The sequence below is a fragment of the Streptococcus mitis genome (genome assembly GCF_000960005.1).
Classification (GTDB): Bacteria; Bacillota; Bacilli; order Lactobacillales; family Streptococcaceae; genus Streptococcus; species Streptococcus mitis_CK.
This window is the reverse complement of sequence record NZ_JYGP01000002.1, coordinates 18,524-40,382: the sequence shown is the minus strand read 5'-3', so window position 1 is coordinate 40,382 and position 21,859 is coordinate 18,524. Positions and strand designations below refer to the sequence as shown.

Below are 21,859 nucleotides of genomic sequence, written 5' to 3'. Positions count from 1 at the left end.
GCACTCCCTTGAGAATTATGTTTTCTTCTCTTGTTTCAGATGGACCCAACCTTACAGCTTTCTCTGCTTGTTTCCAGCAACCACAAGCTCTCTGTGAGAGAAAGAACTGTAATTTTTCCATCTATTATTTTTTAGCTTCTAGGTAGTCTGCAATCGCAGCTACGTCCTTGTCTCCACGACCAGAGACATTGATAATGATAATTTCATCTTTACTTAGTTTTGGTGCACGTTTAACCGCTTCTGCGATAGCGTGCGAACTTTCAATCGCTGGGATAATTCCTTCTGTCTTGCTGAGAAGGAGCAGGGCTTGAACAGCTTCTTCGTCTGTCGCAGCAACATATTCCACGCGACCTGAGTCTTTAAAGTAGGCGTGTTCTGGTCCGACACCTGGATAGTCCAAACCAGCTGAGATAGAGTAAACTGGAGCTAGCTCTCCATCTTCCTTAAAGACTGCATAGGTCTTCATGCCGTCAACAATTCCAATACTTCCTTTTGTCATAGTCGCTGCGTGCTTGTCTGTGTCAAGTCCGTGACCAGCAGCTTCGACCCCAACCAGTTTGACTTCTTCATCAGCCACATACTGTGAAAAAGCACCAATGGCATTTGAACCACCACCGACACAGGCAATAACGTAATCTGGCAAACGTCCTTCTTTTTCCAAGATTTGACGACGAGATTCTTCACTGATGACCTTTTGGAATTCGTGAACAATTGTAGGATAAGGATGTGGGCCTACAGCAGATCCCAAAACGTAGAAGGCTTCAAGGTCATTCATCCATGCTCCAAAGGCTGCATCTACCGCATCCTTGAGGGTACGAGTTCCAGTTTCAACCGCGTGAACAGTTGCTCCCATCATCTCCATGCGGAAGACATTGAGACGTTGACGCTCCACATCCTCTGCCCCCATGTAGACATCACAGGCCATACCAAACTTGGCTGCAGCCGCTGCTGTCGCAACACCATGTTGACCAGCTCCTGTTTCTGCGATCACTCGTTTTTTGCCCATACGTTTAGCAAGAAGAATTTGTCCTAAAACGTTATTAAGCTTGTGAGAACCCAGATGGTTAAGATCTTCGCGCTTGAGATAAATCTTAGCCCCACCTAAGTGATCTGTCAAACTTTCTGCAAAATAAAGCGGTGTTTCGCGACCTGAATAGTCTTTTAAGTAATGGCGAAACTCTGCCAAAAACTCTGGATCATCCTTGTACTTGTCAAATGTCACTTCCAACTCATCCAACAAAGCCTGAATCGGTTCCGGTACAAAACTACCACCAAATTGTCCAAAATAACCTTTAGTTGTCATAAAATTTTTCCTCTTTTTTCAGTATTAATTTCAAGATATGAAAAAGCCCACACACAGAATTAAATTCCATGTGAGGGCGTTGGTAACGCGGTGCCACCTCAATTATAAAGGGACTATTCCCCTTTACATCTCTGCCTTGTCTAACAACAAGTTGCACTGTAAGGTGTGCGCACCGAATTTTCATTGTTTCAAATTCATTTTTAAAATCAGCCCACTTTCACTACTTCCAACCACCTGTTCACAATTACCACAGGCTCCCTGAAGATCAAAAATAGTTACTTTTCTGATTTGTTGAACTTATTTTAATACTTTGTTTTTTCTTTGTCAAGACTTTTTTACGATTTTTTTGATAAAGTTAGCACTTTTTCAGAAACTGTTTTGAAAGTCTCAATGATATAGTCTACTTCTTCATCGCTTAATTTAGTATGAAGTGGAAGGGTAATTTCATTTTCAAAGAAGGCATAGGCCTTAGGATAATTCGACATATCAAAACCAAGATTCTTATAGGCTGTCAAGAGAGGAAGCGGTTTGTAGTGTACATTACTTGCAATTCCTGCTTTGGCCAATTCTTGGATGATGAGGTTACGTTCTTCTAAGCTTGCTCCTTCTACATGGGTGATGTAGAGGTGGCGGCATGATTCAACTGTATCAGTCTTATGTGCCAATGGATGGATACGAGAACCTGCAAAGCCACGGTCATAGCGGTCCACAATGTCCTTACGACGTTGTAGTAAACCAGGATAACGGTCCAATTGTACCAAACCAAGCGAAGCCATGATATCGGTCATATTGCACTTGTAGGCTGGTGTAACGATATCGTATTCCCATGACCCCAGTTGCATCTTGGCAAGAGCATCCTTAGTTTGCCCGTGAAGAGAAAGGATTTGGAATTCCTTGTACATCTCTTCGTCGTCAATCGCTGGATTGGCTTTCCAAGTCGCACTTCCACCTTCTGCAGTTGTAAAGTTCTTAACTGCGTGGAATGAGAAGGAAGTAAAGTCAGCGATAGAACCAGCTGGTTGTCCTTTATAAGTAGACCCCAAAGCGTGGGCACTATCAGAAACAATCACAATACGGTTAAAGGCTTTTTGCCACTTGCTAGCAGCTGTAAAGAGATCACGTTTTTTCTCCACGACTTGGAACAAACGGTCATAGTCGCAAACAATACCTGCAAGTTCTACTGGGATGATCACCTTGGTCTTTTCAGTGATAGCTTGCTCCAGCAGGTCATAGTCCATTTCAAAAGTATCTGCTTGGATATCCACCATGACAGGGGTCGCTCCTACGTGAGTGATGACACTACATGAAGCTGTATAGGTCATGGCTGGAACGATGACTTCATCACCAGGTCCCACTTCAAGCACACGCAAAATCAACTCCAGAGCGGCTGTCGCAGAGTTGAGGCAGACAGTCTTAGGTGTCTGTGTGTATTGAGACAAGCGACGCTCTAGTTCTTTTGTCTTAGGACCTGTTGTGATCCAACCAGAACGCAGGGTATCCGCTACTTCAGCAATTTCTGCTTCTGTAATATCGGGAGGTGAAAATGGAATATTGTAATTTGGCATTGATTTGCTCCTTTTATCTGTACTCATTTTCTTATGACTACTTTATTTTAGCACTTCAAACACGGTTTGAAACATGATTTTGATGTCCCCAAGGAAACTAAACTCTCGGAGATAGGCGAGGTTATAGCGCATCTTTTCAGGGAGGACATGGTCGACATAGGCTTGGTCAACTGATAGGCCTTTTTCGGTCATTTGACTGATGATAGTGTCCTCATCTTTGTAGTTGATGCTGGCTGGAGAGGTAATTCCTGCTGGCAAAAGCAAGGTCGCCATCATTTCAGGGCTGTACTGCTCAGTGTAGCGTGGCACTTCAGGTCGTGTACCGACAAAGGACATCTCTCCTTTAAGGACATTGACCAACTGAGGCAGTTCGTCCAAACGCACACGGCGGATGAAATTGCCAACCTTGGTAATGCGGCTATCGTTAGCAGAAGTCACCAGACTCCCTTTTTTGTCCGCATCCGTCACCATGGTACGGAACTTCCAAATCTTGAAAGGTCGGTTGTACTGGGTCACGCGCTCTTGCTTATAAATCACTGGCCCCTTGCTATCCAACTTGATCCAAATGCTCAAGATGAGAAAGATAGGAGAGGTCAGAATCAGCAAGACTACGGCTAGAACCCAGTCCAAGCAACGCTTAAAAATCAGCGAACCCTTCCTTTTAGAGACAAGCTGGTAGTAAGACTCAACCTCGCTTGATTTCATTTCCACGGGCAAGTCTTCCCATTTCAGCATGCTGTTTCTCCTTTGTTTTTATTATACTATTTGTCAACATTTTTCATTATACCACAAAATGGAAAAGGCGGTGAAAGAAATCTGTAATTTGAAGGATTTCCTTCTTATGCTCAATGAAAATCAACGAGTATTAGGCCATGGCCCCTGCCTGCAAGCTATACATCCTGTGGTAGGTTCCACCCAGCGCCAAGAGTTCCTCATGCGTTCCACTCTCAATAATTCGCCCCTTGTCCAAAACATAGATGCAGTTGGCGTCTTGGATGGTAGAAAGGCGATGAGCGATGGCAATGGTTGTCCGTCCCTGTCTCATCTTAGCCAGTGAAGCTTGAACCAAACTTTCTGTTTCAGAGTCAATATTGGCTGTCGCTTCATCCAAAATCAGGATTTTAGGCTGACTGGCGACTGTTCTAGCAAAGGCAAGAAGCTGGCGCTGACCAGTAGAGAAGCTTGAACCACGCTCGGAAACAGGTGCATCATATCCCTGAGGAAGTTCTTGAATAAAGGAATCTGCATCCACGAAGGCTGCCGCAGCCTGGACCTGCTCATCACTGATTTCTTGGTACATGGCGATATTGGACTTAATAGTCCCATGATAGAGGAAGGGATCCTGCAAGACCAGACCAATGTTTTTTCTAAACTCTTCCTGACTGTAGTTCCTGATATCCACATCATCCAAGAGAACTCGCCCTGACTGGAATTCATAAAAGCGCATAAGGACATTGATAATCGAAGATTTCCCAGAACCTGTATGACCCACAAAAGCAATGGTTTCACCCTTATTAACAGAGAAAGAAATGTCATCCAAAATCGGATGTTTTCCATCATAAGAGAAACATACATGTTCAAAACGGATATTGCCTTCTTTGATCTCGGCCTGTCCATTTTCTTGAAGGGGCTCATAGGTCCTCTCATCAATCAAAGCAAAAACACGACCTGCAGAAACCATAGAAGTTTGAAGGGTTGAAAAGTTTTGCGTTACTTCAATCAAGGGGTCAAAAAGGCGGTTGATGTACTGGATAAAGGCATACATGGTCCCTGCTGTTATTCCCAGATAAAGCCCACGGTAGCCAAAGTAAGCCATCAAGACAGCATATCCTAGAAGTTTCAGCAAACTCATGGCAGGTCTCAAAAAGAGGGCATCCAAGGCTACAGAACGGTTGGCGTATACCAAGTGTTCTTGGTTAATTTCATCAAATTCTGCCTGCAGGCGCTTCTCTTGATTAAAGGCCTGGATTATTCTGATTCCCTCAATGTTTTCAGCCAGCTTGCTATTGATATCTGACAAGAGACTTCTGGTTTTCTCAATAATTTTCACTGATTTTTTCCGATAGAGATTGACCAAAAGGAAAATCAAGGGGAGAAAGAGCAAGACTAAAGAAGTCAAACGAAAATCCAACACCAACATGGTATAAAGAGTTGTCAGAAAGATGAAAACTGCTGAGATAAAGCTAGATAAAATCCCCGAAAACATATCACTGATAGTCTCGGTGTCATTTGTTAAACGAGAGACGATAGAACCTGCTGGCGTCTTGTCAAAGTAAGACATGCCCAGCTTCTCCATATTGGCAAAGGCATCGCGACGAATATCCCTAACAATACTGTAGGACACCCGCGCAAAGAGAAGATTACCGACATATTGAACCAGAGTTTGTAGGATATAAAGGCCATAGTAGGCCAGCAAAACGGTCACGGCAAGTTGGTTGAGATTGCTCAGATACTGGTCAATAAAGTGGGAAGCTACAAGGGGAATGACACTTTTAATGACCGTAGTCGCTAGGAGAAAACTGAGTGCCAAAAAAGTCAGGAGTCCATAGGGCTTGAGATAGGACATCAAGCGCTTCAATACAGCCCATTGTTCTTGTTTATTCTGCATCTTCTTCTCCCTTCATTTCCAGTTGCTGAGACTGGTAGGTTTGGGCATACCAGCCATCCAAAGCTAGCAAGTCTTCGTGCCTGCCTCGTTCGATGATTTGACCATTTTGCAGGACTAAAATCAAATCTGCATGGACAACTGCACTCAGGCGATGAGCCGTAATAATGGTTGTCTTGTCCTTTCGCGTCTCCTTGAGGTTGTCAATAATCGCATACTCCGTCTTGGCATCCACGGCCGACAAAGAATCATCCAAAATCAAGATATCAGGGTCTAAAATCATAGCCCGACTCATGGCCAGACGCTGCTTTTGACCACCAGAAAGACTGACTCCCTTTTCACCAATCAGTGTATCAAATCCTTGAGGCATGTCTACAATGTCTTGATAAACTTGAGCTAGCTTAGTCGCTTTCTCGACCGCTGAAAGGGGCAAGTTAGGTTTGCCAAAGCGGATATTGTCTAAAATCGAAGTCGCAAAGAGGAACTGGTCCTGAGGGACATAGCCCATAAGACTGCGAAGATCTGTCAGACGATAGTCACGAATATCGTGGCCATTCAGATAAATGGCTCCTTTATCCACATCGTATTCACGCAAGAGGAGTTTGATCAAGGACGTTTTACCAGAACCTGTCTGCCCAACCAAGCCCAGCGTTTGACCTTTTTCCAAACTAAATTGAATAGCAGTCAGAGTTTCTTCATTTTCAAAAGCAAAGCTATCAATGGCATACTCTAAGCGCCCGTTTTCAATGCCATCTAAAGGAAACTCGGGGTCATGTACAGGTGATTCCTGAGACAAAAGTTCCTCAATCCGCTGATAAGAAACCTTCCCTCGCTGGGTAATATTAAAGAGGAAGCCGATGGCCATAAGAGGCCAAACCAGCATATCCAAGTAGCTGATAAAGGTGACCAGATTACCAACCGTAATCTGCCCTTTCTGAACCATCAAGGAGCCGACCAAGAGCGTTAAAACATAGGAGGAACCAACAAATAAGAGAACCATGGGGTCAAAGAGACTATCGTATTTCATGGTTTGGAGGTTCTTTTGGAAGGTCAATTCATTGACTGCCTGGAAAGACTTCAACTCGTCCGCCTGGTAACCGAAAGACTTGGTCACTTTAATACCTGATACGGACTCCTGAACTTTGTTATTGAGTTCAGAAAAGGCAGCCTGTGATTCGCCAAAGGCCTTGTGGGTCTTTCTCCCTAGACGACTGGTCGCATAAGCCATGAAAGGCAAGGGAAGAATGGCAACTAGGGTCATCTGCCATGAAATGCTAAAGAGCATGGTCAGCAAGGTCACTAAAGCCGTGATAGAGGCATCCACCGCAGACATAACACCGCCTCCTGCCAGACGAGTCAAGGCATTGATATCGTTGGTGGCATGCGCCATCAGGTCCCCCGTCCGATAGGTCTGATAAAAGGCTGGAGACATTTTTGTAAAATGCTCAAATAAGCGAGAGCGCATAATCTGTCCCAAACGGTAGGAAGTCCCGAGGATATACATACGCCAAACATAGCGCAGATAGTACATACCAAAGGCAGCAAGAAGCAGATAAAGGAGGTTCAAAAGCAAGTCCTGCTGGCTTAATTGCCCCGAAGTGATGGCATCAATGACCCGCCCCATAACCATGGGGGGAATTAGATTGAGGACGGAAACCAAGACCAGGGCCACAATTCCGACTAAATAACGGCGTTTTTCTAACTTGAAAAACCACCAAAGTTTTTGAATAATGGACATAGAATCCCTTTCTGATTGCAAATGGAAACCTGAGGCCAATACTCAATGAAAATCAAAGAGCAAACTAGGAAACTAGCCGCAGGCTGTACTCGAGTACGGCAAGGCGACGTTGACGCAGTTTGAATTTGATTTTTGAAGAGTACAAGACCCCAGGTTTTTCTTATTCATAGGTTACAACTGTAACAGCACCCTTGTCATATTCAGCGATAAAGATGTTGGCTACATTTTCATGTCCTTGTTTGCTGAGGTTATCAAGCAGCCACTCTTCGCTACGACCAATCGATTCCAAAACATCAACTTGAATCACACCGTCAGTCACAACTGGATACTTAGGATTTTCATCTCCCATTTGGACCACGATGAGTTGGCCATTTTGCTCTTGCACAGCTCGTTTAACTTGCTTCATCTGGAAAATCCCTTGGCTACGAAGTTTGAGGGCTACATCCGCTGCAGACAAACCAACTGAACGGCAAGCTTCTGGGTCGATCTGCCCATTTTTGATGAGGAGAGTTGGTTTCCCATCAATCAAGCGTTTGACAAAACGAACATTGTTATTAAGCCACTTGAGTGTCAAAACCAAAATCGTCCACATCATCAAAATCACTGCATACTGCAGAATGCTGATTGAACTATTGTAAATCACCCCACCGATGATACCACCAAGAACATAGTTCTGAATTTGGTCTGTCGCAGAGTTAGGTGCTAGGTTTCCTTTTCCTGTCACATTGATCACGAAAACTAGCGAGAAAAGACCCAAGGCCAGTTTGATTAAAATTTCCATATAGTTGAGTGTCATTTGTTTACCTCCACCAATTCAATAGCGTCTGTTTGATTCAATTCTAATTTCTCTAAAAGATACTTGTCTGGTTGGCTCCCGTTCATGGCGCGGTAGAAATTTGGACCTACCTTGACAAGCGCTCCATCAGTGGCAGCTGAAGTATTGACATAAACTTCTGATTTATCCACTCCCAAGTCTTTGGAAACAACCTCTATGAAATGAAGTGAGGTTTGAAATTGATTGTTAGAGGCTTGATTGGTCTGGTATTTTGAGATTGTTACCAAAAGCATGGCTACCAAGGTCAAGGCCAAAATCATGACCAATTCCCGAAACTTAGTCCCCTTTTTATCTCGATAAGCCTTAAAAGCAAAAAATCCTGTGATAGCTAGGAGCACAATCCCAAAGCCAATCATGATTCCATTTTGTTGACTGATTTGGCTAAGCACATAGTCATATGAGTAAAATTTCATTTATTTTCACTCCCTTTCATAAAATCATTCTTTATTATAAACGAAAGAGGGTGATTTTTCAAACCATACGTTGGGGAAATAGACCTTTTTTTGGTATAATAAAATCTATAATCTGAATGAAAAAGGTAACTTTATGAAACTTATCTCATGGAATATTGATTCCCTTAATGCTGCCCTAACTAGTGACTCAGCTCGTGCCAAATTGTCCCAAGAAGTCCTACAAACCCTTGTGGCAGAAAATGCTGATATCATTGCTATCCAAGAAACCAAACTTTCTGCCAAGGGGCCTACAAAGAAACACTTGGAAATTTTAGAAGAACTCTTCCCAGGCTACGAAAACACGTGGCGCTCTTCCCAAGAGCCTGCCCGTAAAGGCTATGCTGGAACCATGTTCCTCTATAAGAAAGAACTTACACCAACTATCAGCTTCCCAGAAATCGGTGCTCCGTCTACCATGGACTTGGAAGGCCGCATCATCACCTTGGAATTTGATGAATTTTTCGTAACGCAAGTTTACACACCAAACGCTGGCGACGGTCTCAAACGCTTGGAAGAACGCCAAGTCTGGGATCTCAAATATGCGGAGTATTTGGCTGAACTAGACAAAGAAAAACCAGTCCTTGCAACCGGTGACTACAATGTAGCCCACAATGAAATCGACCTTGCAAATCCTGCCAGCAACCGCCGTTCACCAGGATTTACAGACGAGGAACGTGCTGGATTTACCAACCTCTTGGCAACTGGATTTACGGATACCTTCCGCCACATTCACGGCGATGTTCCAGAACGCTATACTTGGTGGGCACAACGCAGCAAGACTTCTAAAATCAACAATACAGGCTGGAGAATCGACTACTGGCTGACAAGCAACCGCGTGGCTGACAAGGTGACCAAGTCTGATATGATTGACTCCGGTGCGCGCCAAGACCACACACCCATTGTCATGGAGATTGAACTCTAAGGAGAAAACGAATGGACTATCAAGCTGTCATTCCTGAATTTGTAGTATCTGACATCGAAAAATCACGCCACTTCTACTGCGACCTGCTAGGATTCGCTGTCGAATACGAGCGTCCAGAGGAGAAATTTCTCTTCCTCTCGCTTGAAGACTGCCAACTTATGCTAGAAGAAGGCAGCGCAGAAGAATTAGCTCAGCTGACCTATCCTTTCGGGCGCGGTGTCAATATTTCCTTTGGCATTGCAGATGTTCCTCAGCTCCACCAAAAACTGCTGGAAGCTGACTATCCTATCCATCGTCCGCTGACCAAAAGAGAATTTCGAGTAGGAGATAGCTTTATATATCCCCATGAATTTGCGATTTTGGATCCAGATGGTTATTTTTTAAGATTTAGCGAGTAGAATAATAAAGATTGGGAAAAAGTCTTTAAAGTTAGAAAAAGGCATATTGTCAAGTCTTGAAAAATCTTGATAATATGCCTTTTATGATGGAAAAACCTTCTAAATGTTAATCAATAAGTTAATTCTTGCCCGTTTTTATTATATTTGTTCGTTTTTCAAACCAAAACACTAACAAAATATTTGATTTCCAAAGTTATTTAGTGTAAAATAAAAACATTGGCTCAAGCCTATTTAAAATTGAATATCATTTTACTTGTTTATGTCGTGAATTGGCACGACGTTTCTACAAGGTGCCGGAACACCTAACAATAAGTAAGTCAGAAGTAAGGTATGGTCCTTTTTGCCATGCCTATTTTGGGGACTTACTTAGAGATTAAGTAAGTCCTTTTTCTATTTCTTGCTAGAAACTATAAACAAGCAAATGGATTTGCTGTTAGACTTTAGGAGGTCTTATGAAATTATTAGAAGAGCGCATCCTCAAGGATGGGCATATCTTGGGTGATAATATCCTCAAGGTGGATTCCTTTTTAACCCACCAAGTTGACTTTAGCTTGATGCGAGAAATCGGTAAGGTTTTTGCGGAAAAATTTGCTTCTGCTGGTATTACCAAGGTCGTAACCATTGAAGCGTCGGGTATTGCCCCAGCCATTTTTACAGCTGAAGCCTTAAACGTTCCCATGATTTTCGCCAAAAAAGCTAAGAACATCACTATGAACGAAGGTATCTTAACTGCCCAAGTTTACTCCTTTACCAAGCAAGTGACCAGCACCGTTTCCATCGCTGGAAAATTCCTCTCACCAGAGGACAAGGTCTTGATTATCGACGATTTCCTTGCTAATGGCCAAGCTGCCAAAGGCTTGATTCAAATTATTGAACAAGCTGGTGCCACAGTCGAAGCTATCGGTATTGTGATTGAAAAATCCTTCCAAGATGGACGTGATTTGCTTGAAAAAGCAGGCTACCCTGTTCTATCACTCGCTCGTTTGGATCGTTTTGAAAATGGTCAAGTCGTATTTAAGGAGGCAGATCTCTAATGCAAACTCAAGAAAAACACTCGCAAGCAGCCGTTCTTGGCTTGCAGCACTTACTGGCCATGTACTCAGGATCTATCCTGGTTCCTATCATGATTGCGACAGCCCTTGGCTATTCAGCTGAGCAGTTGACTTACCTGATTTCCACAGATATCTTCATGTGTGGGGTGGCAACCTTCCTCCAACTCCAACTCAACAAATACTTTGGGATTGGACTCCCAGTCGTTCTTGGAGTCGCCTTCCAATCAGTTGCTCCCTTGATTATGATTGGGCAAAGCCATGGTAGTGGCGCTATGTTTGGTGCCCTTATTGCATCAGGGATTTACGTGGTTCTTGTTTCAGGCATCTTCTCAAAAGTGGCCAATCTCTTCCCATCTATCGTAACAGGATCTGTTATTACTACGATTGGTTTAACCTTGATTCCTGTCGCTATTGGAAATATGGGAAATAACGTTCCAGAACCAACTGGTCAAAGTCTCTTGCTTGCAGCTATCACTGTTCTGATTATCCTCTTGATCAACATCTTTACCAAAGGATTTATCAAATCGATCTCTATTTTGATTGGTCTGGTTGTTGGAACTGCCATTGCTGCTAGCATGGGCTTGGTTGACTTCTCTCCTGTTGCAGCAGCACCACTTGTGCATGTCCCAACTCCACTCTACTTTGGAATGCCAACCTTTGAAATCTCATCGATTGTCATGATGTGTATCATCGCAACGGTATCTATGGTTGAGTCAACCGGTGTTTACCTAGCCTTGTCTGACATCACAAAAGATCCGATCGACAGCACACGCCTGCGCAATGGTTACCGCGCAGAAGGCTTGGCCGTACTTCTCGGAGGAATCTTTAACACCTTCCCTTACACCGGATTTTCACAAAACGTTGGTTTGGTTAAATTATCAGGTATCAAGACTCGCCTGCCAATCTACTACGCAGCTGGTTTCCTAGTTCTCCTTGGACTCCTCCCTAAGTTTGGTGCCCTTGCCCAAATCATTCCGAGCCCTGTCCTCGGTGGTGCTATGCTGGTGATGTTTGGTTTTGTATCGATTCAAGGGATGCAAATCCTCGCCCGTGTTGACTTTGCTAACAATGAACACAACTTCCTTATCGCAGCTGTATCAATCGCTGCAGGTGTCGGACTCAACAACAGTAATCTCTTCATCAGCATGCCGACAGCCTTCCAAATGTTCTTCTCAAACGGAATCGTCGTAGCCAGTCTCCTCGCCATTGTCCTCAATGCCGTATTAAATCATAAAAAGAAATAAGAAAAAGAGGTGTAAGCCTCTTTTTTGTGTGACAAAATAAAAACATCTACTCATATATACTAGTCTCATAGTCCTGAAAATCATCTGCATCAAGAACAATTTCACAACTCTTATACTTTTCTCTTACAAGTCGTTCGGCTTCATCTGGATTTTCAGCCTCTATGCTTACTAAACGGGTTAGAGTTTCTGTAATTTCTACTGTATACTTTTTCATCTTAAGTTTCTCTCCAATAACTCACTTATTAGCAATAATCTATGTTTTGGGCTTTCCAACCACTCTGGTAATTCATCTCCATATTCCCAGCTATATTTTTTATTCAATAAAGAAAGTTGTTTCTCATCACCAAACTCCATATTTTCAGATAACCACCTCACACAATCAGGGTCTGATAAAGTATAAACCATTACACATAAGTTTTCATAATTACTCTCTGTTTCATAATCAGGCCAGATGACTTTTAAGAAATCATACACCTCTTCTGATGCAACAAATTGTTTCGTTTTCATAATTTCCGATACTTTCCTCTACCTTTAAATTCTATTATTTCTTTGTCTCTTAATATTTGAAGCTGTTGCCTAATCTTTTCTTTGATATGATTGTTCTTAACAAAGATATTTTTTAGGTCACTTTCAAAACGATACATATCTTCAAGGGTAAATTCTGAATCCTCTATCTTATCTATACAATTTAGAATTTCTATTGTCCAACCTCTTACTGAAAGAGAGTTCTTCCTTAAAAATAAACTTTGCTTAAATTCTTTTGTAACTTTTTCTGGATCCCTAACTTGTCCATTTTTCACAAGAAATATCCTTCCTTTAGAAGGTACTTGTGATAAATCAATGTTACAACCAATCCAACCTGCTCGTCTAGCAGTTGGCGCAAGTGGCTTCCTTTGAATAATTGATTTCGGTGTAACAAATTGCTTTGGAAGAACCAGAAAATTATTTACCTCAAAATTTTTTGTATAAGTTAAAAAAAAGAAATTAGGATTATTATCTGCCTGAACACGCTCCATCATCGTTGCATAAGCACCATCATTGATTGTTGATGAAAAATTTCCTTTTTTGCTCTTTAGTTCAAACTCCTCACTACAATGATTACAGTAAAAATCTGCTACAGGCCGATTATTTTCAAAATGCTTTAAGGGATTGTTCCCACAATTAGGGCAATAAGACTGACGATAAACCCAATCCTCCGTTAAGATACGTGCCTTTTGGCTATTACTTTTATAGGTTTCTACTAATTCTAAATTAAAGTGTAATTCCATTTAAAAATTCCTCACTAATATGAGAATTCACTCGATATAATCAATTAAAATCTACTATAACTAGTATACCACAATATGTACCTATTACATTTGTATTTCACCACTCTCTTTTATATTTCCTTCTAACATATCTCACAAATTAAAAATGAGTGAGATAAATTTATCCCACTCACCTTTCTCTATATCCTTACCTGTCTGTCTTCTGACCGTTGGCCTGTGACAAACATGGTAAAGGTTGCTTTGCAGACATTTCTGCCCTCTTGATTGGTGATATCGACATCTACTACACAAGTTGTGCGACCTTGATGGACGCATTCTCCTTTAATGGTCAGCACATCGTCGAGTTTTCCTGCCTTGAGGTAGTTGATAGAGGACTGGAGCGTCACTCCATCAAGTCCCAGAGATATGACCACCAAACCACTGATCTGGTCGCAAAGGGTAAAGAGATAGCCACCATGGGCATTGCCATAGTAGTTGAGCGAAGAGTCCACTACTTTTGTCGTCACCACAACGTGACCATCTCTCATTTGTTCAATTTCGTAATTTTCAAAGGCAGATATAGCGTCAAAATGAAAGTCTTTCATCGTTTCCTCCTGATATTGCAAACGACACTATAATACTACTTTTTATAGGACTGTGCAAGGAGAAAGCTCCTAGTCTGGTAAAATTCCGACCTGTTCCACAAAGCGCATAAAGGCTGCCTGTCCTTGTTCCGTCTGCTTGTAGACTCCTGCATCCTCAAGTACACGCGCAAAGATAGTACCCACAGAGTCCTTGACGATTTCAAGGGCTTTTTCTTTATCCGTTAGATCTGGATGGTGGGCTCTAAGTTGATCTGCCCATTCCTGATGATAGTCGGCAACTGCATCAGCTTCTCCTACAAGATAGCTAGCGACTTGCTCCACTTCTTCTTTCAGACGTGGTGGCAAGATTGCCAAGCCCATGACCTCAATCAAGCCGATATTTTCCTTCTTGATATGTTGGACATCCTTGTGAGGATGATAGATGCCATCAGGATGTTCTGCAGAAGTCTGATTGTCTCTCAAGACTAAGTCCAACTCAAACTGGCCATCGCGTTTACGGGCAATGGGTGTGATGGTGTGATGCGGTGTTCCGTCCGTCTCTGCTAAAATCTGCACTGCAGGATCTGAATACTGACGCCATTCCTGCAAAATCTTGTCAGCTAAATTGATCAAATCTTCTTTGGAATCCGAAGTCAAACGCAACACTGACATAGGCCACTTGACAATTCCAGCCTTGACCTGCTCAAAACCTGCAAATCGAAAGGTCTTTTGCAAAGGAGCCAATTCCATAGGAAATACGTGACGGCCTCCCTGATAATGATCATGAGTTAGAATAGAGCCCCCCACAATCGGAAGGTCGGCATTAGAGCCTGCAAAATAGCCCGGAAACTGCTCTACGATAGCCAGCAAACGTTCAAAACTCTGACGACTAATAGCCATAGGACGATGCTGGCCATCTAAGAAAATACAGTGCTCATTAAAGTAAGCATAGGGCGAATACTGGAAGCCCCATTCCTGACCAGCCATTTCAAAACGGATAATACGGTGGTTGCTGCGAGCTGGGTGGTTAACCCGACCATGGTAGCCTTCGTTCTCTATACAAAGCTGACACTGGGGATAATGGCTAGCTTGCACCAACTTAGCCACCGCAATCTCTTTCGGATCCTTTTCAGGCTTAGAGAGGTTGATGGTAATTTCAAGTTCACCGTAATCAGATGGAACACGATAAGCGATATTTTTAGCAATGGCCTTGAGTTTGATATAGTCGTTTTTCTGGCTGAGCTGGTAAAAATCCGCTATCGCCTGCTCTGGAGATTGGGCATAGGTCTCCCAGAAGTCACGATTGACCTCACTCGGACAAGGGGTCACCAAGTCCATCAATTCAGCACCAAGGATCTCACGCGCAGTCTGACTATCTTCAATCGTCTCTAATCGAACAGCTTCCTCAACCAGCTGGTCCTTGAGGCCAATCAATTTATCCAGATTGGTCTCAACTTCCAAAACACCATCTCCCACTCGTGCCAAGACACGATTGGTCAGGTAGATTCGATCCATTTCCTCAAATGAACTTTCAGAAATGACATGTGTTACAAATTTATCTACTAAAGTCACTATAGAGCCTCCTTTTGACTAGTCAAGGACGCGAGTGCCACCTGCAACTTCAGCGATATAGAAGCTTGGAGCGTAGCCAACTACTTCCTCGTAGTGTTTGCCAACAGCTTCCTTAAAGGCATCGACAGAATCTTTTTGCACCAAGGCAATGGCACATCCGCCAAAACCTGCCCCTGTCATACGAGCACCGAGAACTCCTTCTTGTGCCCAAGCTGTGTGAACAAGCGTATCCAATTCCAAACCAGTTACTTCATAATCATGCTCTAGGGAAACGTGTGACGCATTCATCAAACGACCAAATGTTTCCAAATCACCTGCTTGAAGGGCTGCTTGCGCTTTAAGGGTACGTTGGTTTTCAAGCACAGCATGACGAGCACGTTTCAAACGATTTTCATCTTTAATCAGATAGCTATATTGGTCGAAGGCCCATTCATCCAATTCACCCAGGGTTTGAATGTCCAAAGCCACTTGTAGTTCTTCTACTGCTTTTTCACACTCAGCACGGCGTTCATTGTATTTAGAGTCCGCCAATTCACGGCGTTTGTTAGTGTTCATGATAACAACGACATTGTCCTTCAAATCAAGTGGCACCAAGTCATACTCTAAAGTGTTAGTATCTAAGTAAATAGCACGTTGATCAGCCCCCATACCGATAGCAAACTGGTCCATAATACCAGAGTTGACTCCGATAAAGTTATTTTCTGTTTGTTTTCCGATTTTAACCAAATCGAGACGCTCTAATTTTAAATCAAAGAGATGCTCTGCCACGACTCCTGTCAAGAGTTCAAGGGATGCTGAAGAAGACAAACCAGCACCATTTGGGATATTCCCATAAACATAAAAATCAAAACCTTTGTCAATCACGTGCCCAGTTTCTTGCAAGAAATGAAGAACGCCTTTTGGATAATTGGTCCAGTTATGCTCTTTTTCAAACTTGAGGTCAGCTAAAGGTACTTCGATGATGCCCTTGTCCTCAAAGTTTGCTGAGTAGAAACGCAAGACTTGGTCATCACGTTTGCGAGCAGCCCCGTATGTTCCCAAGGAAATAGCAGCAGGAAAAACGTGCCCACCGTTGTAGTCTGTGTGCTCACCAATCAGATTGATACGGCCTGGTGAAAAGAAAGTTTGGTCTGCTTCTTGACCAAAAACAGCAAGAAAGTCTTTACGAAGTGCTTCTGCAGTAAGATGTTGTGTCATATGAATTCTCCTTTTACTGTCCGTTAAGTCACCTTAACGTGTAATCGTTTTCTTCTATTGTATCCAAGGGATTTCCCAAGGTCAATCCTTTTTACTAAAATTTTACTAAACTATCAGTAAAAAAGCAGAAAAATATGATATACTAATCTTAAAGAAGGAGGATTTATGGCTACCTTAAAAGATATTGCACAGCTAGCCTCTGTCTCTATCGCGACCGTATCCCGTGTTCTAAACCGCGACCAGAGTCTATCTGTTACAGAAGAGACCAGGCACCGTATTTTAACCGTTGCTGAAGAGCTGGGCTACACCAAGCACCTCAAGACAGGCGAGTCCCACAAACCCAAGCAAAAAATTGCCATTATCCAATGGGTCAGCGAACAAGGGGAGCTGGACGACCTCTACTACTACCAGATTCGCCTAGGAATAGAAAAAAGAGCCCAAGAACTGGACTATGATATCTTGCGCTATTTTAATGACCATCCTTTTACCCTAAGCGAGGAAGTGATTGGGATTCTCTGCATCGGAAAATTTAGCCGAGCTCAGATTTCTGCCTTTGAAGAATACCAAAAGCCTCTTGTCTTTCTAGACAGTGATACTCTTTCACTAGGACACACCTGCATTATCACGGATTTTTACACTGCCATGAAACAGGTTGTCGATTATTTCCTCAGCCAGGGACTTGATCGTATCGGGATTCTAACAGGGCTTGAGGAAACAACAGACCAAGAAGAAATCATTGAGGATAAGCGGCTGGAAAATTTCAGAAACTACAGTCAAACAAAAGGAATCTATCATGATGAACTGGTCTTTCAAGGTAGCTTTACCGCCCAGTCTGGCTATGACTTAATGAAGGAGGCCATTCAGAACTTAGGAGACCAACTCCCACCAGCCTTTTTCGCAGCTAGCGATAGTTTAGCTATCGGTGCCCTCCGTGCCCTCCAAGAGGCTGGAATCAGTCTACCAGACCGTGTCAGCCTCATTTCCTTTAACGACACTAGTCTGACCAAACAGGTCTATCCTCCCCTCTCTAGCATCACTGTCTATACCGAGGAAATGGGCAGAGCAGGTATGGATATTCTTAATAAGGAAGTACTCCACGGTCGGAAAATACCTAGCCTAACCATGTTGGGAACCAGACTGACTCTGAGAGAAAGTACAAGGAATGAATAGGATAACAAAACGACCTCTAGCGAGGTCGCTTTTCTAATGATGATGCCCATGCTTCTGCTCTAATTCTCTCACCCTCCGCTTATGTTGCGCATGATTGCTTTGACTGCTATCTACTTCAATAGTGATATTCTGCACGCCTCTTTCTTCTAAACATTGACGCACCACTTCTTTGGTTTCCATCATCTGTTCCCAGTCCTTGATACAAATGTGAACAATAGCATTATTCTCTAGACCATCCATGGACCAAATGCTAAGTTGATTGACACTGTTGACATTGGGTAGAGCCTCTAAATCCTTCTCCAAATCACTTGTCTCGACTCCTTCTGGCACAGCATCTAGGAAAATTTTCAGTGCGCTCCAAAAGCGAGGAATGGCTTTCGACAGAATAAAGATAGAAATAACTAGTGATAAAAGCGGATCGAGGATATACCAGTCCGTAAATCGAAGAATAATCGCCATTAGAATGACGGCCAACCAACCAAGAGTGTCTTCCAAAAAATGCAGGCTAAGAATTGACTCGTTCTTTGTTTTCCCCTTACGAACTACCAGACTTGCTAGCACATTAATGGCTACTGCAATGATTCCCAGCCAGAGGATGCCTTCCTCATTGACGGGTTGCGGGTGAACAATCTTTGTGACATTTTCCAAGATCACTAGGACAGACCCTATCATAAGAATCACAGCCGTTAGCATGGCTCCTAAAAGACTAAAACGTTTGTAACCCAAGGTGTACTGTCTATCTTCTTCACGGTTTGAAATTGTTTCTAAAAGGGCTGAGATGCCAATGGCTATAGCATCTCCCAAGTCATGAACGGAATCAGCAAGAACTGCACTCGAACCAAAGATTCCTCCTGCGATAAACTCAACAATCGCATAGCTTAAATTTAAGAAAAAAGCTAACCAGATAGATGTTTTAGAACTCATTTCTCTCCCTCCTTTGGTATAATGGGTATATACATACTTCTTTCATTTGTATTATCTAATAAAATTCAAAGAAAGGATAGAAGCAAACTGTCAGCCATGTTCAGTTCTGAACAGTTTGTCTCAAGTGTCTACATGCCAAAAAGAGACCGTCGAGTCAGCAAGACGAAAAAAGCCATCTATCAAGCTTTTTTACAACTTTTGAACGACAAAGGCTATGATGCCACTACTGTTCAGGATATCATTGACCTAGCAGATGTTGGGCGTTCTACTTTTTACTGTCACTATGAAAGCAAGGAACTCCTTTTAGATGAGCTCTGTCGCTACCTCTTTCATCATCTCTTTGAAAGGGAAGGACACTTTACTACCGAGGACTACCTCGCACATATCTTTTTACATTTTCAGAAAAACCAGGACCATGTTACCAGTCTGCTATTTTCCAAAAATGACTACTTCCTCCGTCAACTCCATAAAGAGCTAGAACACCATGTCTATCCCATGTTGGCTGATGAGTTAAAAGAAGCCCACACTAATCTGCCTACTTCTTACCTCCAACACTTGGTCGTGTCCAACTTTATCGAGACATTGACCTGGTGGCTCAAAAAAGGACAAGACTTTACATACCAGGAAGTTGTCCAGTTTTATCTAGACCTTCTCATTCCTAAAAATTGAATACAGAGTAGAGCTCAGTTGCCTTATTTCTAGGCTACTGAGTTTTCATCTTTTCAACAATCAAAAAAGCCCAGACAACATTGTCTGAGCATTCTTCTATATAGTCGTTTAACCAAGTTGAGTTTAGCTTTTCAAGCTATTTTTTCAACAAACCTTGTTCTTGTAGAAATTCCTTGGCTACTTGTTCTGCTGACTTGCCTTCAACACCCACTTGATAGTTAAGCTGGCTCATCTGGCTTTCAGTAATTTTACCAGCCAATTTATTGAGAACTGTTTCCAACTCTGGATGTTTCTTGAGAAGAGCTTCTTTCATCAGTGGAGCCCCTTGATAAGGTGGAAAGAGTTGCTTGTCATCTTCCAAGACCTGTAAATCATAACGCGCCAATTCCGCATCGGTCGAATAGGCATCCGTAATTTGAATATCGCCTGACTGAATTGCCTGATAGCGAAGAGCTGGCTCCATGGTCGCTACATTGAGATTGAGACCATACATTGACTGCAAGCCCTTATTTCCATCTTCACGGTCATTAAACTCAAGTGTAAAGCCTGCCTTCAATTGCCCTTCCACTTTTTTCAAATCCGAAATGGTCTTCAAGCCATATTCTTGAGCAATCTTTTTCGGAACAGCTACAGCATAGGTATTTTGATAAGACATAGGTTTGAGATAGGCTAGATGATCCTGTTTGGCAATGCCATCACGCGCCACCTGATAAACCTGATCTGGCTCATGACTCACTTTCGGTGATGGTTGAAGTAGACTTTCAGTCACCGTACCAGTAAATTCAGGATAAATGTCAATATCGCCTTTTTTCAGAGCTTCATAAAGAAAGCTTGTCTTCCCAAAATTCGGTTTAACAGTCGCAGTCATACTAGTATTTTCTTCAATCAGCAACTTATACATATTGGCCAAAATTTCTGGTTCTGGACCCAATTTCCCAGCAATAACCAAGTTTTCTTTCTCTTTTTGAGCTAAGAGGGCTGGGCTATAAGACAGACCGAGCAATATTGTCACCAAGGCAAAACCAGAAAAAATCGTCCGCAATTTTGCTTTTTCCATCACTTTTAGCAGGAAATTAAAGGCAATGGCAAGCACTGCAGAAGAAAGGGCCCCAATCAAAATCAGACTGGCATTATTACGGTCAATTCCCAAAAGGATAAAGGAACCTAGTCCCCCTGCCCCAATCAAGGCCGCCAAGGTTGCCGTACCGATAATTAAGACCGCTGCCGTCCGAATCCCAGACATCATAACAGGCATGGCAAGTGGAATCTCAAACTTCTTGAGACGCTCCCATCTGGTCATCCCAAAGGCAATTCCAGCCTCTTGCAAACTCGGATCAATTCCCTTCAGTCCAGTGATGGTATTTTGTAAAATCGGAAAGATCGCATAAATCACTAGAGCTGTCAAAGCCGGCAATGTTCCAATTCCCATCAAGGGGATAAAGAGTCCCAACAAGGCCAGTGACGGGATAGTCTGGAAAATCCCTGCAATTTGCAAGACCCAGTCGGCCAACTTCTCATGATAGCGAAGATAAACAGCCAAGGGAATCGCTATAAAGATGGCCAGCAACAAGGTCAAAAGTGACAACTGCAAATGTTGAGATAGTGCTGTCAACCAATCACTAAAACGATCCTGAAAAGTTGCAATTAAATTAGTCATGAACACTACCTCCAAACAAGTCTGCTACAAAGTCTGTTGCAGGCGCTTTTAAAATTGTCTCGGGATTCGCTACCTGGCGAATTTCTCCATCCTGCAAGACAGCAATACGGTCCGCCAATTTCAAAGCTTCATCCGTATCATGGGTTACAAAAATAGTTGTCATCCCAAACTCTTTATGCAATTCCTTAGTCAGAGCCTGCAACTGTTTGCGAGAAATAGCATCCAAGGCTGAAAAAGGTTCATCCATGAGGAGAATCTTAGGCTGACCAATCATAGCACGGACAATACCAACCCGTTGCTGTTCTCCACCAGATAGTTCACTAGGTAAGCGATGTCCATACTCAGCTACTGGTAAACCAACCTTAGCCAAAAGCTCTTCTGTTTTCTGAGCAATTTCTTCCTTAGTCCATCCCTTCATCTCAGGAATCAGGGCAATATTTTCCGCGACCGTTAGATTAGGAAATAGAGCAATAGCCTGTAAAACATAACCAGTAGAAAGACGAAGTTCACGCTCATCATAGTCTTTGATGCGCTTGCCATCCATAAAAATATTTCCATCAGTCGGTTCCAAGAGACGGTTAATCATCTTGACCATGGTCGTCTTACCGGACCCAGATGGCCCAACTAAAACCATAAACTCTCCATTCTCAATCCGTAAATTAACATCTCTCAAGACATCTTTTTCTGTGTAACGTAAAGCTACATTTTTGTATTCAATCATTCTG

General features: G+C 42.7%; 20 protein-coding genes, 1 pseudogene, 1 riboswitch and 2 other annotated features (1 of these 24 only partly in view). Of the genes and pseudogenes, 6 read left to right on the top strand and 15 right to left on the bottom strand.

Features of this window, described 5'->3' with window-relative positions; all coding sequences use genetic code 11:
- Nucleotides 1-128: a binding site (T-box leader), on the bottom strand (it extends 98 nt beyond the left edge of the window).
- The 7 genes from trpB to TZ90_RS01425 all read right to left on the bottom strand — a co-directional run bounded on the left by trpB (nt 125) and on the right by TZ90_RS01425 (nt 8,459).
- Nucleotides 125-1,303: a tryptophan synthase subunit beta gene (trpB, locus tag TZ90_RS01460; protein ID WP_000208440.1), complete on the bottom strand. Its 1,179-nt coding sequence runs from the start codon at nt 1,301-1,303 to the stop codon at nt 125-127. Its footprint overlaps the feature before it by 4 nt.
- Before the next feature lie 69 nt (nt 1,304-1,372).
- Nucleotides 1,373-1,598 (bottom strand) — a binding site (T-box leader).
- Nucleotides 1,599-1,638: 40 nt separating this feature from the next.
- A complete protein-coding gene (locus TZ90_RS01450; RefSeq protein WP_045611067.1) occupies nt 1,639-2,868 on the bottom strand; it encodes a DegT/DnrJ/EryC1/StrS family aminotransferase in 1,230 nt (409 codons plus the stop codon).
- Between the two features lie 42 nt (nt 2,869-2,910).
- On the bottom strand, nt 2,911-3,603 hold the full coding sequence (locus tag TZ90_RS01445; RefSeq protein WP_045611065.1) for a sugar transferase: 693 nt from the start codon (nt 3,601-3,603) through the stop codon (nt 2,911-2,913).
- Nucleotides 3,604-3,733: 130 nt separating this feature from the next.
- Nucleotides 3,734-5,476 carry an ABC transporter ATP-binding protein gene (locus TZ90_RS01440; RefSeq protein ID WP_045611063.1) on the bottom strand — a complete coding sequence of 581 codons (1,743 nt, stop codon included), beginning with the start codon at nt 5,474-5,476 and terminating at the stop codon, nt 3,734-3,736.
- The gene (locus tag TZ90_RS01435) at nt 5,466-7,211 is read right to left on the bottom strand and encodes an ABC transporter ATP-binding protein (protein ID WP_045611061.1); all 1,746 of its coding nucleotides are present in this window, start codon (nt 7,209-7,211) and stop codon (nt 5,466-5,468) included. The genes TZ90_RS01440 and TZ90_RS01435 overlap by 11 nt, the downstream gene beginning before the upstream one ends.
- 160 nt (nt 7,212-7,371) lie before the next feature.
- Nucleotides 7,372-8,007: a DUF421 domain-containing protein gene (locus tag TZ90_RS01430; RefSeq protein ID WP_045611060.1), complete on the bottom strand. Its 636-nt coding sequence runs from the start codon at nt 8,005-8,007 to the stop codon at nt 7,372-7,374.
- Complete coding sequence (locus TZ90_RS01425) at nt 8,004-8,459, bottom strand: DUF3290 family protein (RefSeq protein WP_000675332.1); 456 nt, start codon at nt 8,457-8,459, stop codon at nt 8,004-8,006. The genes TZ90_RS01430 and TZ90_RS01425 overlap by 4 nt, the downstream gene beginning before the upstream one ends.
- Before the next feature lie 133 nt (nt 8,460-8,592).
- Here TZ90_RS01425 and TZ90_RS01420 point away from each other — a divergent pair, with 133 nt between their 5' ends.
- The 4 genes from TZ90_RS01420 to TZ90_RS01405 all read left to right on the top strand — a co-directional run bounded on the left by TZ90_RS01420 (nt 8,593) and on the right by TZ90_RS01405 (nt 12,114).
- On the top strand, nt 8,593-9,420 hold the full coding sequence (locus tag TZ90_RS01420) for an exodeoxyribonuclease III (protein WP_045611058.1): 828 nt from the start codon (nt 8,593-8,595) through the stop codon (nt 9,418-9,420).
- An 11-nt stretch (nt 9,421-9,431) separates the two neighbouring features.
- The gene (locus tag TZ90_RS01415) at nt 9,432-9,818 is read left to right on the top strand and encodes a bleomycin resistance protein (protein WP_045611056.1); all 387 of its coding nucleotides are present in this window, start codon (nt 9,432-9,434) and stop codon (nt 9,816-9,818) included.
- A gap of 233 nt (nt 9,819-10,051) precedes the next feature.
- A riboswitch (purine riboswitch) is annotated at nt 10,052-10,147 on the top strand.
- 123 nt (nt 10,148-10,270) lie between these two features.
- Nucleotides 10,271-10,852, top strand: a complete 582-nt coding sequence (locus TZ90_RS01410; protein ID WP_045611054.1) for a xanthine phosphoribosyltransferase — start codon at nt 10,271-10,273, stop codon at nt 10,850-10,852.
- On the top strand, nt 10,852-12,114 hold the full coding sequence (locus tag TZ90_RS01405; RefSeq protein ID WP_001194476.1) for a nucleobase:cation symporter-2 family protein: 1,263 nt from the start codon (nt 10,852-10,854) through the stop codon (nt 12,112-12,114). Before TZ90_RS01410 ends, TZ90_RS01405 begins: the two co-directional genes overlap by 1 nt.
- A gap of 46 nt (nt 12,115-12,160) precedes the next feature.
- On the opposite strand, the pseudogene TZ90_RS10465 reads toward TZ90_RS01405, so the two are convergent.
- The 5 genes and pseudogenes from TZ90_RS10465 to TZ90_RS01380 form a co-directional block, all read right to left on the bottom strand.
- Nucleotides 12,161-12,621: pseudogene (locus TZ90_RS10465) on the bottom strand (DpnD/PcfM family protein).
- The gene (locus TZ90_RS01395) at nt 12,618-13,382 is read right to left on the bottom strand and encodes a DpnI domain-containing protein (RefSeq protein ID WP_000418957.1); all 765 of its coding nucleotides are present in this window, start codon (nt 13,380-13,382) and stop codon (nt 12,618-12,620) included. The pseudogene TZ90_RS10465 and the gene TZ90_RS01395 overlap by 4 nt, the downstream one beginning before the upstream one ends.
- A 179-nt stretch (nt 13,383-13,561) precedes the next feature.
- Nucleotides 13,562-13,966, bottom strand: a complete 405-nt coding sequence (locus TZ90_RS01390; RefSeq protein WP_000651223.1) for a PaaI family thioesterase — start codon at nt 13,964-13,966, stop codon at nt 13,562-13,564.
- 69 nt (nt 13,967-14,035) lie between these two features.
- Nucleotides 14,036-15,517 (bottom strand): UDP-glucose--hexose-1-phosphate uridylyltransferase, encoded by a 1,482-nt coding sequence (locus tag TZ90_RS01385; RefSeq protein ID WP_045611053.1) that lies wholly within the window; start codon nt 15,515-15,517, stop codon nt 14,036-14,038.
- Between the two features lie 18 nt (nt 15,518-15,535).
- Nucleotides 15,536-16,714 carry a galactokinase gene (locus tag TZ90_RS01380; RefSeq protein ID WP_045611051.1) on the bottom strand — a complete coding sequence of 393 codons (1,179 nt, stop codon included), beginning with the start codon at nt 16,712-16,714 and terminating at the stop codon, nt 15,536-15,538.
- Between the two features lie 165 nt (nt 16,715-16,879).
- On the opposite strand from TZ90_RS01380, the gene galR reads away from it, so the two are divergent.
- Nucleotides 16,880-17,884 carry a DNA-binding transcriptional regulator GalR gene (gene galR / locus TZ90_RS01375; protein WP_045611050.1) on the top strand — a complete coding sequence of 335 codons (1,005 nt, stop codon included), beginning with the start codon at nt 16,880-16,882 and terminating at the stop codon, nt 17,882-17,884.
- Between the two features lie 33 nt (nt 17,885-17,917).
- Here the strand turns inward: galR and TZ90_RS01370 are convergent, their stop codons facing one another.
- Complete coding sequence (locus TZ90_RS01370; RefSeq protein WP_000095928.1) at nt 17,918-18,808, bottom strand: cation diffusion facilitator family transporter; 891 nt, start codon at nt 18,806-18,808, stop codon at nt 17,918-17,920.
- A 132-nt stretch (nt 18,809-18,940) separates the two neighbouring features.
- On the opposite strand from TZ90_RS01370, the gene TZ90_RS01365 reads away from it, so the two are divergent.
- Entirely contained in the window at nt 18,941-19,477 is a 537-nt protein-coding gene (locus tag TZ90_RS01365; protein WP_004235331.1) for a TetR/AcrR family transcriptional regulator, read from the top strand.
- 136 nt (nt 19,478-19,613) lie between these two features.
- Here the strand turns inward: TZ90_RS01365 and TZ90_RS01360 are convergent, their stop codons facing one another.
- Entirely contained in the window at nt 19,614-21,134 is a 1,521-nt protein-coding gene (locus tag TZ90_RS01360) for an ABC transporter permease/substrate-binding protein (RefSeq protein WP_045611048.1), read from the bottom strand.
- Nucleotides 21,127-21,855 carry an ATP-binding cassette domain-containing protein gene (locus TZ90_RS01355; RefSeq protein WP_000575242.1) on the bottom strand — a complete coding sequence of 243 codons (729 nt, stop codon included), beginning with the start codon at nt 21,853-21,855 and terminating at the stop codon, nt 21,127-21,129. The genes TZ90_RS01360 and TZ90_RS01355 overlap by 8 nt, the downstream gene beginning before the upstream one ends.
- Nucleotides 21,856-21,859 lie beyond the last annotated feature (4 nt).